Genomic DNA, 15,621 nt, shown 5'->3' with positions numbered 1-15,621 from the left:
CGGAATTCACGGAAACGGGGCGGACCGCGGGCTACCGCAGCAGGCGGACCGCCGACACGCCGACGAGTCCCCCGACGAGGAGGGCGGTGATCACTTGGAGCGTCGCGTTCGACCCGAGCGCCCCGACGACGACGGGCACGACGAGCAGGAGGCCGACGAGAAGCGACAGCGTCGAGTGATACCGCGTCAGTCCGGGTTCGGTCTCGTCGGTCTCGACGGCGAGGTAGCGGTCGAACAGGGACGTGTGCTCGCCCATCTCGATCCGCCCTCGCGGCTTGTTGTACGAGATCGCACCGTAGTCGTCCATCTTCGGCAGATGGCACTGATACAGTCCGACGTAGACGCGCTTGCGTTCCTGTGAGGTGATCTGTTTGATGTCTTTCCCCGTCTCGCGCGCGGCGATCTCCTCGGCCAGATGATCCAACGTCACCTCGCCGTCGTTCTCGATCAGATACTGTAGCACGCGCCGCCGCCGCTGGTTTTTCAGGATCTCGAACAGCTGATCGAAGCCGATCGCGGCGTCTTCGATGGCCACCGGTTCCGCAGCTACCGGATCCTCGTCCGACGCGGTGGGACCCGGATCCGTGGTTTCCGGGCGGACTCGGTTCGAATCGGGTGATTCACCGTCCGATCTGGCACTCATCTTCTCTCACCGTTCCGTACTGTCTGACCGGGCAGATCGTTGTGGGTCTCGTTCATCTGGTTGTTTTGTTTTGGTTTCTAAACTGAGTAGTTCATTCCTATGTGAGGTAAGTCAGTCTTGTCAGTTCAACGTAATCAAGCCTATTTATATGTTTCTCAAATTAACTGAATAACTATGTTTTGAGAAACCGAGTGAAACGGTCCGATGCCGGTCGGCGTTCGACTGGACTCAGGGAAGCTACGACGAAGAACGTGGCGGAGACGGTGCGAGACGACGGGCATCGGCCGACGTGGGTATCACTCCCTTACTCGCAGTCGGTTTCGCAATCCGGTCCATAACAAAGTAACCGTCACGGTATGGGAGGGTATGAAAATCGGTTCCGAAACGACCGCAACAAGCGCCCTCACCGAACGCGAGGCGATTCGGGTGATCACGTAATGTGCGGCATCGTGGCTCGCGTCGGAGCAGGCGACGACGCGGTAGACGAACTCCTCGTCGGGCTGGACAACCTCGAATACCGCGGCTACGACTCGGCCGGGATCGCGGTTCAGAACGGCTGTGGCGTCGAGGTCCGCAAGTGCGCCGGCGGTATCGACGACCTGCGGAGTGCGCTCGCGACGGGCCGGCCGAGCGGTTCCATCGGCATCGGCCACACGCGCTGGAGCACCCACGGTCCGCCGACCGACGCGAACGCCCACCCGCACACGGACTGTGCCGGCGACGTCGCGGTCGTCCACAACGGGATCATCGAGAACTACGACGAACTCCGTCGAACGCTCTCGAAGGCGGGCCACGTCTTCAAGAGCGACACGGACACCGAGGTCATCCCGCATCTGATCGAGTCGGCGCTGTCGGACGGGGCCGCCCCGGCGGCGGCGTTCCGCGCGGCCGTCGACCGGATCGAGGGGAGCTACGCCGTCGCCGCCGTCGTCGGCGGGCGAGAGGCGGTGTACGCGGCCCGGAACGACTCGCCGCTGGTGGTCGGCGCGGGCGACTCGGCGCAGTACCTCGGCAGCGACGTCCCCGCGTTCCTGCAGTTCACCGACCGCGTGGCGTACCTCGAAGACGGCGATGTCGTCCGAGTCACTCCGAGCGGATTCACGGTCACCGACGAGCGCGGCGAGCGCGTTCGCCGGGCGGTCGAGACCGTCGACTGGGACCCCCAAGACACCGGGAAAGGCGAGTACGACCACTACATGCTCAAGGAGATAAACGAACAGCCGACCGCCCTCGGGCGGTCCGTCAGCGGTCGCACGGACCCCGCCGCGGGGGAGGTCGACCTCGACGGGTTCCCGCCCGGGACCTTCGACGGGATCGAACGGGTCCACCTGATCGCGATGGGTACGTCGTACCACGCGGCGATGTACGCCGAGTCGCTGTTGGCGGGCCGGGGCGTTCCGGCCCGCGCGTTCATGTCCTCCGAGTACGCGACGGCCCCGCCGCCCGAGGAGGACGGGACGCTCGTGATAGCGATCTCGCAGAGCGGCGAGACCGCGGACACGATAGCGGCCGTCAGGGCGGCCAGCGCGGAGCGGACGATGGTGGTGACGAACGTCGTCGGCTCGTCGCTGACGCGGGAGTGCGACGACACGCTGTTGGTCCGCGCCGGGCCCGAGATCGGCGTGGCCGCGACGAAGTCGTTCTCCTCGCAGGTGGCGACGCTGTCGCTCCTCAGCGAACGGATCCGCCGAGACGTGGTCGGCTCGCCCTCCCCGGACGCGGCGGCCTTCCTGTCCGCGCTGACCGAGCTGCCCGGGTACGTCCGGCAGGTCGTCGAGAGCACCGCGGCCGAGGCGGTCGCCGACGCGTTCGCCGACTCCGACGCGTACTTCTTCATCGGACGCGGGCCGGGTCACTCCGTCGCGCTGGAGGGGGCGCTGAAGTTCAAGGAGATCACCTACGAACACGCCGAGGGGTTCACCGCCGCCGAGCTGAAACACGGGCCGCTCGCGCTCGTCACCGAGGACACGCCGGTGTTCGCGGTGTTCGACGGGCGGGAGGGCGACACGGAGACGCTCGGGAACGTCAAGGAGATCCGAGCGCGGGGCGGCCCGGTGATCGCGGTGGCGAGCGAGGACGCCCCCGACCTCGAAGGGATCGCCGACCACGTGCTGCCGGTCCCCGCCACCCACCCGGACCTCGTGGGGGTCCTCGCGAACGTCCAGCTCCAGCTCGTCGCGTATCACGCCGCGAAGCGCCGCGGCCGGTCGATCGACAAGCCGCGCAACCTCGCGAAGAGCGTCACGGTCTGACGGCGGCGAGCGACTCGTACGCCCGTCGGACCCGTCGAACCCCGTTCCACGCCGGACTTCCCCCGAGCGACAGCGCCAGATAGATCCACGTCCGCGCCCGACCCGGTTCGTGCCGGAGCGAGCACGATAGCCAGCGGCGCGCGTCGGCGTACCGTCCGTTCTCCATCGCGGTCGCGCCGAGCTTCCGCGAGAGCGACGCGACGAGCGCGCGCTCGCAGTCGGGACCGTACTCGGCGGCCAGCTCCCGGTGGGTCGCGAGGAACCGGGGATAGGCGACGTCGCGGGCGGCCTCGAAGTCGTCGGTGAGCTGGTCGTACTCCCCGAACCCGCGCTGGACCAGCTCCTCGGGGACCGGCCGGAACGCCCCCCGCTTCGAGAGCCGGACGTACCACTCGCGGTCCTCCCAGATCGGGAGCTCCTCGTCGAACCCGCCGACGGCGTCGATCGCAGACCGCCGGACCATGACCGTCGAGGTGGGACCGCAGGCGGCTCCGCGGAGGAGCTCCTCGGTCACGTCCCCGGATAGCGACGAGGTCCGGCCGCCGACGCGCTCGCCGTCCCGCACCGCGAACTGCCCCGTGTAGACGGCGACGACCCCGGGGTCGAACGCGGCCACCTGCCGCTCGGTCTTCTCGGGAAGCCACCTGTCGTCGTCGTCGAGGAACGCCACGTACTCTCCGTTCGTCGCGCGGATGCCGAGGTTCCGGGCAGCGCCCGGCCCCTCGCCGTCGTCGCGGCGGTACGTCACCGGAAGGTCCCCGGCACAGCGGCGCACGAGCGACTCGACCGGCTCTCGGGAGCCGTCGACGACGACGAGTTCGAGGTTCGGGTACGTCTGTCGGCGGAGGCTGGCGAGCGCGCCCACCAACTTCTCCGGGCGATCGCAGGTTATCACGACCGCGCTGACCAGCGGCCGGTCCGGTGTGTCCATCGGTTCGATGTGGCTTCGGGGAACCATTGTTAGGACGGCCGTTACGCCGCTCCGGCCGGCCGGCGCGGCACGGCGGCCGCGTATGTGCGACCGTATCACAGTCGACGACACCGCCGTCTCGGGCCGGTAACGCGTTCATAACAATGCCCTCGACGCGGGTTCTCGGGAACAGTACTATACCGACCGCACCATGTCACCGCTCTCTTCACTCCGACGGCTTCTCACCCGCCTCACGCCCGGCGGCGATCTCACCGAGCAGACGGTGAAAAGCGGCATCTGGGCCACGATAACGAACGTCCTCGACCGCGGCCTACAGCTGCTGATGATCGCGATCCTCGCCCGGATGCTCTCGCCGGCGGACTTCGGCCTGCTCGGTATCGCCCTGTTGACGCTGACGGCGTTCAAGCGGTTCTCGAACATCGGGTTCGATCAGGCGCTCATCCAGAAGGCGTCGGGGAACGTCGACGGCTATCTCAACACCTACTGGAGCATCGAGATCCTCCGCGGACTCCTGCTCGCCGGCATCCTCGTGGGCGTCGCGCCCTTCGTCGCGGGCTTCTTCGGTGAGCCCCGCGCCACCCCGATCCTCCGGGCCATCGCGCTCACGCCGCTACTCTTAGGGCTTCGCAATCCCGGTATCGTCTACTTCAGGAAGAACCTCGAGTTCCACAAGCAGTTCGTCTACACGATGAGCGGCTCGCTGACGAACTTCGTCGTCGCGCTCGCGGTCGCGCTCGCGACGCAGAGCGTCTGGGCGCTCGTCTTGGGATACATCGCCTCCGACGCCGCGCGATTGCTGGCGTCGTACGCCGTCCACGGCTACCGCCCGTGGCCCGAACTCAACCTCGACATCGCCCGCGACCTGTTCGGGTTCGGGAAGTGGATCACCGGCTCCGAGAGCGTCTACTTCGTCATTAATCAGGGTGACGACGCGGTCATCGGATGGCTACTGTCCGCCACGTCGCTCGGATTATATCAGGTCGCGTACCAGTTTGCCAAGGCACCGGCGACGGAGATCTCGCAGATCATTTCGAGCGTCGCCTTTCCGGCGTACTCCCAGCTTCAAGACGACATCCCCGCCCTCAGGTCGGCGTTTTACCGAACGCTTCAGGTGACGATGGTGATCGCGTTTCCCGCCTCAGTGGGGATCGGGGTCGTCGCGCCGACCTTCGTCGAGGCCGTCCTCGGACCCGGGTGGGGGCCGGCGGTGCCGGTGATGCAGATCGTCGCGGTGTACGGCCTCCTCATCGCGCTGGGGTCGGCGTACTCGCCGGTGTGGAAGGCGCTCGGTCGCCCCGACTACATGGCGAAACTTGGCGTCTTCCGGCTCGTGTTGACGGCGGCGATCATCATTCCAGTCACCCGCGAGTTCGGAATCGTGGGGACCGCGGCGGCCGTCCTCGGCGTCTACGTCTTCCCGGTGATGCCGATCGACGTGTACCTCGTGATCAAGTCGGTCGAGACGAGCCTCGGTCGGCTGCTCAGAGAGATTGCCTACCCGGCCGTCGCGAGCCTCCTCATGGGCGGGGTCGTCCTCTGGCTCCAGGCCACGCTGACGCTCGAATGGGCGATCCTCGAACTGGTCGTCCTCGTCGCGGCCGGCGTCGCGGTGTATGGGGCCGCGGTCGGGCTGTTCGAGACCCAGCTGAACTGGGAACTGCGCGAGACGCTCCGGAACTTCGCCGGGGCGATCTGACCCCCGAGGGGGCGCGTAGGCGATCGGTAACAATGCCGATCACCCCCCAGGTCGGATCCATGCAGACACAACGACACGGCTTCCGCCACGAAGTCATCGACTCGGCTCCTCCGACGACCAAGCTCGGCATCTGCCTGACGACGGACCTCACCGGTAACGGTCGCCCGGACGTTATCGTCGGCGGTGCCGGCCCGGAGACGAAGCTGTTCGTGGCCGGAGGGCGGACCCGACTGCCGAGCGTGGAGGGGATCAAGCAGGCGACGGGTCTCGCCGGGCCGACGCTGTTCTGGTACGAGAACCCCGGCTGGGAGCGACACGCCATCTCCGACGTCCCGCAGCTCGGGGTCGGCTGCGCGCTCGGCGACGTCGACGGCGACGGCCGCGTCGACGTCCTCGCCGGACAGGGGATCCACTACAACGGGGTCTTCTGGTTCGAACAGCCGTCGGACCCGCGCGGAAGCTGGGAGCGGCACTTGGTCACGGACCGGTTCGAGAAGTACCACGACCTCGCGTTCGGCGACGTCGACGACGACGGCGAGCCGGAGGTCGTGGGGCTCTCACAGCGCTCCGACACGGTGTTCTACTACGACGTTCCCGCGGACCCGACCGACGGCCCGTGGCCCGCGGAGAACTGTCACGTCGTCGACGGGGACAGCGACGCCGAGGGGGTGTGGATCGGCGACCTCGACGGCGACGGTCGGACGGAGCTCGTCGTCGGCACGGACCTCTACCGTCGCCGCGAGGGGACCCACGAGTGGGACCGCGAGCCGATCGCCGTCGACTGGGACGATGTCCGCGTCGCGGTCGGGGACATCGACGCCGACGGCGAGTACGAGGTCGTTCTCGCGGAGGGGGACTCCCCCACCTACGGGACCCACCCCGGGCGGGTCGGGCTGTTCGACCGCCGAGACGACGGGTGGGAGGAGACGGTGATCGCGGACGGGCTGTTCTGTCCACACAGCCTCCAACTGGCCGACTTCGACGGAAACGGCCGACTCGACGTCTACGCGGCGGAGATGAGTCTCGGCGAGAACCGGATCCCGAGACATTACGTGTTCAGAAACGAGGGCGACGGGCAGTTCGAGCGGACCGTCGTCGCGGAGGGCGTCGAGACCCACGAGGCGAAGGCGGTGGACCTCACCGGCACCGGCCTCCCGGACGTCGTCGGGAAGTCGTACACCCCCGACCACCACGTCGACGTCTGGCACAACGAGCGCGACGGTGAACGGTGACCGAGCGCGACGGCGACGGGGCTTCGCGTCGCGACCTCCTGCGCGGGGCCGCGGCGCTCGGGGCCGCGGGGGTCCTCGCCGGCTGCGGCTCCGGGTCGAACACGACCGACTCCGGCGCGCCCGAAGAGATCCGAGACGATCCCGCCGTGTACGCCGGGTTCCTCGACGGCAACGAGGTGGTCGCGGTCCGGGACCGGGTGGGCGACGACGAGGAGCCCTGGCGGTCGGCGTACGACGCCCAGCTGCGCGACGCGGAGCGCGCGCTCGGCGCGACGCCGTTGAGCGTCGTCGACGACGGCTCTCCGGACGGCGTCGACGAGAATCGGTTCGCGACCGGCGAGGAGCGCCCCGACTACCAGGCCGCGATCGAGATGGGTACGCGGGTCCGCGACCTCGGGCTGGCGTACGCGTTCACGTCCGAGGAACGGTTCGCCCGCGAGGCGATCGAGCTGCTCGACCACTGGTTTCTCGACCCCGACACGCGGATGTATCCCTCCGGTCGGAACTTCGGCGAGACGTACTTCTCGATCGAACTCCACATCACCGTTCCGACGCTCCTGTACGGCGCGGCGCTCGTCCGCGACTCCCCGCAGTGGTCGACCGCGGAGGCCGACCGGGCGGAGCTCCGGACGTGGGTCGAGACGTACCTCGCTGACCTCGAAGCCGGGCGAGGGGAACAGCGGTACGTCGGAACGGTCAAAAACAACATCTACGCTTGGTGGATCCTCGCGCGAGCGACCGCGGCGGCCTACCTCGACGACCGCGACGCGCTGTCGCTGGCGTTCGGCGACTGGCGCGAGCGCGCGCTCGACCAGCTCCAGCCGGACGGCCTCTTGAAACACGAGATCGGACGGGTCGACGGGCTGGAGTACTCGGTGTACGGGCTGAAGGCGCTGACCCTCACCGCGGAGATCGCCCGCCACTACGGCGTCGACCTCTACGGCTACCGCCTCCCGGGAGACGACGAGAGCGCGCTCTGCCGAGCCTTCGAAGGCCATCGGCCGTACGTGCTCGACGCCGACGAGTGGGAGTGGGGGACCGGCGAGAACGGGTACACCGACACGGACCGGACGGCGGCGGGGTCGGTGTACGAGCTCGCGCACTCGCGGTGGTCCCGCCCCGAGTTCCGGCGCGTCGTCGAGTCGATGGGGCGGCCGCTGTACGAGCGGCGGATCCTCGGGTGGACGACGCTGACCCACGCCAATCGCTTCGAGCTCGACCTCGGGTGACGTTCGACCGTTACTGACGGCTCAGGCGAGTATGACAAGCATAACAAACGGGATCCCTCGCGAAGCGGGGCACGATGATTCGGATCGACCCGTGTCGACGGGGGCGGTTCCGGTGAGCGAAGCCGGCGACCGCGCGTTCGTTCTGGGTCTCGACGGCGTCCCGTGGTCGCTCGTCGACCGGTGGACCGAGGCGGGCGAGCTACCCGCGTTCGCCCAGTTAGTCGCCGAGGGGGCCGCCGGACCGCTCCGGAGTACGACGCCGGCGAACACGCCGGTCGCGTGGCCCTCCATCGCGACGGGTACCTGGCCCGACCGCCACGGCCTGTACGAGTTCACGAAGCTCGACGCCGACCACAGCCAACGGCCGTACAACCGGACGGACCTCCGAGTGCCCCCGCTGTGGGAGCTGCTCTCGCCGGCGATCGTCGCGAACGTCCCGATGACGTACCCCGCCGGCGGCGTCGGCGAGGACGGGACGATGGTCGCCGGGATGATGACGCCGACGTCCGACGCGGACGGGTTCACCTACCCGCCGGCGTTGGGCGAGGAGATCCGCGAGCGCATTCCGGAGTACCGCGTCGGCCTCAAGTGGCACCGGTACGGTGACGACCGACGCGAGGAGTTCCGGGAGGACTTCGCGGCGCTGTTCGCGGCGCGCCGCGAGCTGTTGCGGTCGCTCATGGAGCGGGAGGACTGGCGGCTGTTCTTCTTCACGTTCACCGCGCCCGACCGGCTCCAACACCTGATCTGGGACGAGGACGTACTCCTGGACCACTACCGAGAGCTGGACGCGGTCCTCGGGGAGGTGATGGCGTACTGCGACCGGCTGGACGCGACCCTCTACGTCGTCTCCGACCACGGGTTCGGGCCGGTCTCGCGGATCGTCAACGTGAACCGGGCGCTAGCGGACGCCGGGCTGTTGACGCCGAAGGAGCCGACCGGACTCCGGGCCGCGCTCTCGCGGACCGGGATGACAAAGTCGCGCGTCCTGAGTGCGCTGGCGCGGATCGGCGTCGACGACAAGACGCTCGTCGAGCGGCTCCCCGCGTCCGTCGTCGACAGGGCGGCCCGGACCGTCCCCGGCGACCACGCCCTCTACGACGTCGACTCCGAGCGGACGCGGGCGTTCCTCCACGGGCTGGGAAGCGTGTACGTCAACGACACCGATCGCTTCGAGGACGGGGCCGTCGACCCGGCCGACCGCGACCGGGTCAAGGCCGACGTGATGGCCGCGCTCTCGGCGCTCACGGACCCCGAGACCGGCGATCCGGTGCTCTCGGTTCACGACGGCGACGACCTCAATCCGGAGGACGAGTTCGCCCCCGACGTGGTCGTCGAGGGCGTCGAGGGGTACCACGTCAAGCCCGGACTCGCCGACGAGGCCGTCGTCGACGCCGACGGGATCGCCGGCTACCACCGCCCGGAGGGCGTGTTCTTCGCCCGCGGCCCCTCGATAGCGGCCGGGGCCACGGTGGAGGGTGCCTCGGTCGTCGACGTGACGCCGACCCTGCTCCACGGGCTCGGCGAGCCGGTTCCGACGGCCGCGCAGGGTCGAGTCCTGTCGGAGGCGTTCGAACCCGGTTCGCCGCCGGCGACTCGCGAGGTGACCAGACTGGACCGCCGCGGGTCCGCCGCCGCGACCGACGGGCCGGGAAGCGACGAGGCGGTCGAGGAGCGCCTCCGCGGACTCGGGTACCGATGAACCGGAAGTCAGACGACGGCGGCTCCGACGACCGGACCGGAGGGGCGAATCTCGGCGGCGACCCCGAGCGACGCTGCGGCAGACGCCCCTACCTCGCGGCCCTCGGTGCCGCCGCGGCGTCGGTCGCCGGCTGTCTGGACGGGAACTCCGCGGAACCGACAGACGGCTCGGCCGATCCGGGAGCGGACGCGTCCGGAAACGGAACGGACGGCGACGGCGCACGGATCGAGTTCGACGCGGACCGGCTCGGTAGCCGCCACGGGATCGAGTTCGACCGGGTGCTGAACGCGGTCAACGACCTCGGACTGGACCCGTCGGGCGAGGTCGCGGCGGAGGACGACGTCGAGGACGCGCTGTCGAACGACGGGACGCTGCTGGCGTTTCCGAAGGGGAGCTACCGGTTCGGCGGTTCCGTGTCCCTCGACGCCGAGCGCGTCGGGATTCTCGGACTGGAGGCCGTCGAACTCTCCCCAGACTTCGGGTTCGACAGACTGCTGTTCGACGGACAGGGAGCGGCCGTCGACGACGTCCTCGTCGAGAACGTCGATATCGATATCCGCGCGCCGGCGACGACGGCCGGAATCCGGCTCAACTGTCGGCACCATTTTCACGTCGAGAACGTCGAGTTCGTCGGGCGCGGGACGAACCCCTCGTCCGGCGGGACGACGAGCGCGTTCCTCCTCGCGGTCCGCAGCGAGAACGGGCGCGGAGTCCTGCGGAACGTGGTGGCGAAGAAGGGGTCTCGGATCGACGGATACGAGGGCGGAAACGGTCGGATAGGCGTGTGGGTCGGCTGGTCGAACAAGGGGACGGTCCGCATCGAGAACTGCGATTTCCGCGAGTTCGGTAACAACGGCGTGTACGGCTCCCGAACGCCCGGGAACGTCGAGGTCGTCGGCTGCTACTTCCTCAACAACAACGTCTGCGGCCCGCGCATCGGCGGCGCGGGGAGCTACGTCGAGAACTGTACGGTCGAGATAGACCTCGACAGATACACCGGCGGGACGGTAGACACCTCGACGGAGTTCAACACCCGGGCGATCGTCGTCGAGCAGGGCATCCAGCGGACGGACGCACCGGCGCTTCCGGGCGGCGCGGAGATCCGCGGCTGTACGCTCCACGCTCGCTCGTCGCCGCTGTCGCAGTCGGTCATCGAACAGTCGCCGGTGGCCCGGAACCTCACCGTCCGCGACACGGAGATCCGCTGTGACATCGACGGGACGCCGGCGGTGCGCCGGGGACCGGTGGGAGCGCTCCCGTTCCGACCGGACCGGCAGCGGCCGCCGGGGCCGCACTGGACGCGACTACGGAACGTCACGGTCGGCGGGGACGCGTCCGGGGGCGTCGCGATAGACCTCCAATCGGCACCGGGATCGAGGGTGACGGACTGCGAGATAACCTGCCGCGGCGCGGACCGGGACGGGGTCCTCCTGGACAGCTCGCCGAAGAGCGCGGTGACCGGGGGCGCGATCCGGACGGACGGCCACCCGGTCGTCGTCGAGGTTGACCCGGCGAACTCCGACGACGACCTCCTGTGTCTCGGCGTCGGAACGGTCTTGGAGCGGTTCGGCGACGACGGGTCCGGGATCGAACTCACGGACCCGTCCGTGCTCCGGACGCTCGCCCGAAGCTCCGGGACCGACGACGTCTGTCTCGGGCTCGGTCCCGCCGCCTCCGCGCTGCTGGCCGCCGGCTCCGACTCGCTCCGGATCGGCGTCGACGCGCTGGAGGACGGGGTCCCCGTCGGGCGGGTCCTGAACCGACCGTGAGCGCAGTCGCCTCGGGCGGCGACCGGAACTGACCGCGACCGACGCGGTCCCTTCCCGGTGGCCCTCTCTGCGCGCCGGCCCTCTCTGCGCGCCGGCGGACCGCTGGATCTCGATGCCGGCACGATCGCTCAATCGATCCCCCCGTTTCCTTCGGTAAGGGTGTCCTACTCGTGGCTATGAACGGATTACTGGATTCTATCCGGATAGGTTGGGTGGTAGACACCTCCTACCGTGAAATGAACGGTGCCGGTAACACCCGGCCACCACTTGGTAACCAAGCGGGGGCATCCGTCCCCACCCGGTCAGTTACTGGCGAAAACGAATATCATAGTAACCTCGGAAATCCCGGCCATGTCCAAAGAACGGGCACCCGACGGCGGCACAGTAGGAACCAATTACGGCCGCGAAGACGGAGTAGGTGAAGGCTACGAGGCCGACGCGGACGTCCGCGACGACCGCGAAACCGACGCGGCGGGCGGAGACGACCCACGAGGCGACAGTCGGCTGCTCGACCGACGCGGCTACCTGAAGATGGCCGGAGCGGCCGCGGCCGCGGTCGCCGCGGGCTCGTCGGGTTCGGTCGCCGCCGCCGGGGGAACGACCCGCCACGGGATCGAGTTCGATCGGGTGCTGAACGCGGTCGACGACCTCGGGCTGGACCCGTCCGGGAACGGGGCGGTGAACGATCGTCTCGACGACGCGCTCACCGAGGGGACGCTGGTGCGGTTCCCCGAGGGCGAGTACCTGTTCGACGGGGAGTTCGAGATCGACGCCGACCGCGTCGGGGTGCTCGGCGAGGGCGACGTGCGGTTCGTCCCCCCGACCGGCCACACCGGGTTCCTGTTCAACTACGACCCGGTGCCGGACGACGTGCTCATCGAGAACGTCGACGTCGACATGCGCGCCGACGACACGACGACCGGGATCCGGCTCAGGTGCCGGAACCGGTTCCACATTCAGGACGTCGAGTTCCTCGGGCGGGGACTCACCGACAACTCGGGACAGGTCAGCGCCTTCCTGCTCGCGGTCACGAGCGAGGACGGGCGGGGGGTCCTGCGGAACGCGGTCGCGAAGAAGGGGTCCCGCGTCGACGGGTACGCGAGGGGCAACGGGCGGATCGGCGTCTGGGTCGGCTGGACGAACAAGGGGACCGTCCGCATCGAGGGGTGTGACTTCCGCGAGTTCGGCAACAACGGCACGTACACCTCTCGGACGCCCGGACAGGTGGAGATCGTCGACTGCTACTTCCTCAACAACAACGCCGCGAACGTACGCATCGGCGGGGAGGGGAGCTACATCGAGAACTGTACGGTCGAGATCGACTTCGAGAAGTACACCGGGCCGGAGCTGGGTGACATCTCCACCGGCTTCGGGATGCGCGGGGTTCAGATCGAGCAGGGCGTCCAGATCGAAGGGGCCCAGCCGATCCCGGCGGGGGCGGAAGTCCGCGACTGCGAGCTCGTGGGCAGGAACGCGCCCAACGGGATCGCCATGATCAACCTCTCGCCGCAGGGTCGGAGCCTCTCCGTCGAGAACACTCGCGTTCAGGTGGACATCGACCGGATGTGGGCGGTCCGTCGGGGGCGACCCGGTACGATCTCCTGGCGCGAGTGGCAGCAGACGTCGCCGGAGCCCCACTGGATCCGGATGGAGAACGTCAGCATCACCGGATCGGCGTCCGGCCGCGAGGCGGTCCGACTGGTCGAGGCGGACGACTCGGTCGTCCGGAACTGCTGTATCCACCAGTCCGGATCGAGCCGCGACGGGATCAACTTCGAGGACGCGAGCGGCGGCGTCGTCGAGGACTCGACCATCGACGTGACCGGCAGGGAGATCACCTTAGAGAACTCGACGGCGTCGAGCTCGTCGATAACCCGGGAGGGATCGTGCCCGTTCCCGAACCCCGAGCCGGCGTCGTCGGGGTCGACCGACGGCTCCGAGTCGGAGGAGACCGACGACTCGACCGACGACTCCGCGGCGACCCGACCGGACGGCAGCCGGGAACTCGTCGTCGACGGGAGCGACACGTACGACCGGATCACGTACACGTTCACCGTCGACGGGAGCGTCGCGGCCGGTCCGCGGGCCAACCCGGACGACGCGATCGACGGGACGACCGTCTCCGGGCAGGTCGAGGGCGGAATCGATTCCTTCTGGGTGACCGGCGAGTTCACGGACTTCCAAGTCGACGGCGACGCCGCGGTCCGGCTGGACGGCGAAACGGTCGAGCCGTCGGAGTTAGTCGTCTCGGAGACAGAGGAGTCCGACGATGAGACGGACGGCTCCACGTCCGATGACAGCGATTCCACGAGCGGGGACAGCGGCCCGACGGACGATTCGACCGACGGCAAGGAGCTCGTCATCGACGGGAGCGACACGTACGACCGGGTCGACTACACGTTCACCGTCGAGGGGAGCGTCACGGCCGGTCCGCGGGCCAACCCGGACGACGCGATCGACGGGACGGCCGTCACCGGACAGGTGGAAGGCGGAATCGACTCCTACGAGGTCACGGGAGAGTTCACCGCGTTCGACGTCGACGGCGACGTGCCGGTCCGGCTGGACGGCGAGACGGTCGAGCCGTCGGAGTTGGTCGTCTCGGAGACGGAGGAGTCCGACGACGAGACGGACGACTCCGCGTCCGACGTCACCGGCTCCACGTCAGACGACACCGATTCCGACGCCGGCGGTTCGAACGACACGAGCGGGGACGGCGACTCGACCGACGCGCCGACGGAGGCGAAGACCCTCGTCATCGACGGGAGCGTCACCTACGACCGGATCGACTACACGTTCACCGTCGACGGGAGCGTCGCTCCCGGCGCGCGCGCCAACGAGAGCGACGAGATCGACGGGACGACCGTCTCGGGCCACGTTGAGGGCGGTATCGACTCCTACGAGATCACCGGCGAGTTCACCGCCTTCGAGGTCGACGACGACGTTCCGGTCCGGCTGGACGGCGAGACCGTCGACCCGGACGAGCTCGGCGCGACCGTCCGCACCGTCGAGATCGACGGTAGCCACACGACCGACCGGCTCGCGTACGCGTTCGGGACGGACGGGAGCGTCGCGGCCGGCGACGGCGCGACCGACGACGCGATCGACGGGTCGGCCGTTGCCGCCGCCGTCGAGGGCGGGGTCGACGCCTACGAGGTCACCGGCGAGTTCACGGAGTTCCAGGTCGACGGCGACCCGGTCGTTCGGGTCGACGGCGACCCCGTCGATCCCGGGACGCTCGGAACGGAGCACGACCTGCCGCACGAGCTCGTCGTCGTCGGCGACGGCGTCGAGGCGAGCTACCTCGTCGAGACGACCGGGTCGATCGCGAAACGCGACGGGCCGTGGGGAGCCGAGGCGGCGGACGACGCGGACGGTGCCGTCGCCAGCGGCACGGTCGATGACGACCGCGACACGTTCGGCTTCTCCGGGGACATCGCGCGGCTACGGCTGGACGGCGACGCCTCGCTCACCTTCCGGAGGTAGACCGATGGCGTCACACCAGTGCCGTCCGTCGGTCGCTCGGCGTCTCGGCGGGTCCGCTGCGAGAGCCGTGAGCGGACCGGACCGCCGAGGGAGAGAGCCGTGACCCGGAGCTCGCTCGACGGGGAGTGGGAGGGTCAGCCCGACGATCCGGCCGGGGACGACCTCGGCTACGACCTCGACGAGTGGGAGCGGATCCGGGCGGCGGGAGTCGACTCCGACAAGTTCCTCTACCTCCCCGGCGACGACGACCTGCTCCGCGAGGAGGCGTTCGTCGTGGTCGCGCCGGCGGACGTCGCGGACCTGGTCGACAACCGGTAGACCGGAGCCGCGGCCGAGCCGGCGAACGCTCGGCGTTTCGGGCCGAACACGGCCGAAACGGGTAAGCCGTTGACGCTCGAACGCCGAAGAAATGAAAGAGCCTGCCGACTCGGCGAGAAAGGCCGCGGAGTACCGACACGACGACGGGTCCGTGGAGATCGTGTTCGCCGTCGACGGCGGGCGCGTGCTGACCGTCCGCGAGTACCCGGACGAGGAGACGTTCGAGGCGGCGACGGAGGGAGCCGAGTACACCGGCCAACACGAGGGCGTCTCCGACCTCCCGGGCGTCGAGGCGTTCCGGGACGACGACTCGTAGAGGGGAGTCCCGCCGAGCCGCGTTCGACTCGTTCTCGGTGCGGACCGCCC

General features: G+C 69.0%; 11 protein-coding genes. 9 read left to right on the top strand and 2 right to left on the bottom strand.

The genetic code is table 11. The features are described 5' to 3' along the window. Nucleotides 1–31: 31 nt before the first annotated feature. Nucleotides 32–535: a DUF7344 domain-containing protein gene (locus tag QOL69_RS15840; protein WP_283403961.1), complete on the bottom strand. Its 504-nt coding sequence runs from the start codon at nt 533–535 to the stop codon at nt 32–34. 545 nt (nt 536–1,080) lie between these two features. Here QOL69_RS15840 and glmS point away from each other — a divergent pair. Further along, nucleotides 1,081–2,895, top strand: a complete 1,815-nt coding sequence (gene glmS / locus QOL69_RS15835) for a glutamine--fructose-6-phosphate transaminase (isomerizing) (protein WP_283403960.1) — start codon at nt 1,081–1,083, stop codon at nt 2,893–2,895. Here glmS and QOL69_RS15830 read toward each other — a convergent pair. Further along, the gene (locus tag QOL69_RS15830) at nt 2,885–3,853 is read right to left on the bottom strand and encodes a glycosyltransferase family 2 protein (protein WP_283403959.1); all 969 of its coding nucleotides are present in this window, start codon (nt 3,851–3,853) and stop codon (nt 2,885–2,887) included. The two genes, glmS and QOL69_RS15830, sit on opposite strands and share 11 nt — an antisense overlap. A 163-nt stretch (nt 3,854–4,016) precedes the next feature. Here QOL69_RS15830 and QOL69_RS15825 point away from each other — a divergent pair, with 163 nt between their 5' ends. The 8 genes from QOL69_RS15825 (at nt 4,017) to QOL69_RS15790 (ending at nt 15,571) form a co-directional block, all read left to right on the top strand. After that, nucleotides 4,017–5,522, top strand: coding sequence for a lipopolysaccharide biosynthesis protein (locus QOL69_RS15825; protein WP_283403958.1), 1,506 nt, complete (start codon nt 4,017–4,019; stop codon nt 5,520–5,522). Nucleotides 5,523–5,581: 59 nt separating this feature from the next. After that, the gene (locus QOL69_RS15820; protein WP_283403957.1) at nt 5,582–6,754 is read left to right on the top strand and encodes an FG-GAP repeat domain-containing protein; all 1,173 of its coding nucleotides are present in this window, start codon (nt 5,582–5,584) and stop codon (nt 6,752–6,754) included. Continuing rightward, nucleotides 6,751–7,983: an alginate lyase family protein gene (locus tag QOL69_RS15815; RefSeq protein WP_283403956.1), complete on the top strand. Its 1,233-nt coding sequence runs from the start codon at nt 6,751–6,753 to the stop codon at nt 7,981–7,983. The genes QOL69_RS15820 and QOL69_RS15815 overlap by 4 nt, the downstream gene beginning before the upstream one ends. 112 nt (nt 7,984–8,095) lie before the next feature. Beyond that, nucleotides 8,096–9,685: an alkaline phosphatase family protein gene (locus QOL69_RS15810; RefSeq protein ID WP_283403955.1), complete on the top strand. Its 1,590-nt coding sequence runs from the start codon at nt 8,096–8,098 to the stop codon at nt 9,683–9,685. Then, a complete protein-coding gene (locus tag QOL69_RS15805) occupies nt 9,682–11,454 on the top strand; it encodes a right-handed parallel beta-helix repeat-containing protein (protein ID WP_283403954.1) in 1,773 nt (590 codons plus the stop codon). Before QOL69_RS15810 ends, QOL69_RS15805 begins: the two co-directional genes overlap by 4 nt. A 351-nt stretch (nt 11,455–11,805) precedes the next feature. Further along, complete coding sequence (locus QOL69_RS15800; RefSeq protein WP_283403953.1) at nt 11,806–14,937, top strand: hypothetical protein; 3,132 nt, start codon at nt 11,806–11,808, stop codon at nt 14,935–14,937. Nucleotides 14,938–15,036: 99 nt separating this feature from the next. Then, on the top strand, nt 15,037–15,255 hold the full coding sequence (locus tag QOL69_RS15795; RefSeq protein WP_048078117.1) for a hypothetical protein: 219 nt from the start codon (nt 15,037–15,039) through the stop codon (nt 15,253–15,255). A gap of 91 nt (nt 15,256–15,346) precedes the next feature. Further along, the gene (locus QOL69_RS15790; protein WP_283403952.1) at nt 15,347–15,571 is read left to right on the top strand and encodes a hypothetical protein; all 225 of its coding nucleotides are present in this window, start codon (nt 15,347–15,349) and stop codon (nt 15,569–15,571) included. The last annotated feature ends 50 nt before the right edge of the window (nt 15,572–15,621 follow it).

Origin of the sequence: Halorubrum sp. DM2 (assembly GCF_901686465.1) — an archaeon.
Lineage (GTDB): Archaea > Halobacteriota > Halobacteria > Halobacteriales > Haloferacaceae > Halorubrum.
Note: the sequence above shows the minus strand (reverse complement) of the source record. Positions and strands in the feature narration are given on the sequence as shown.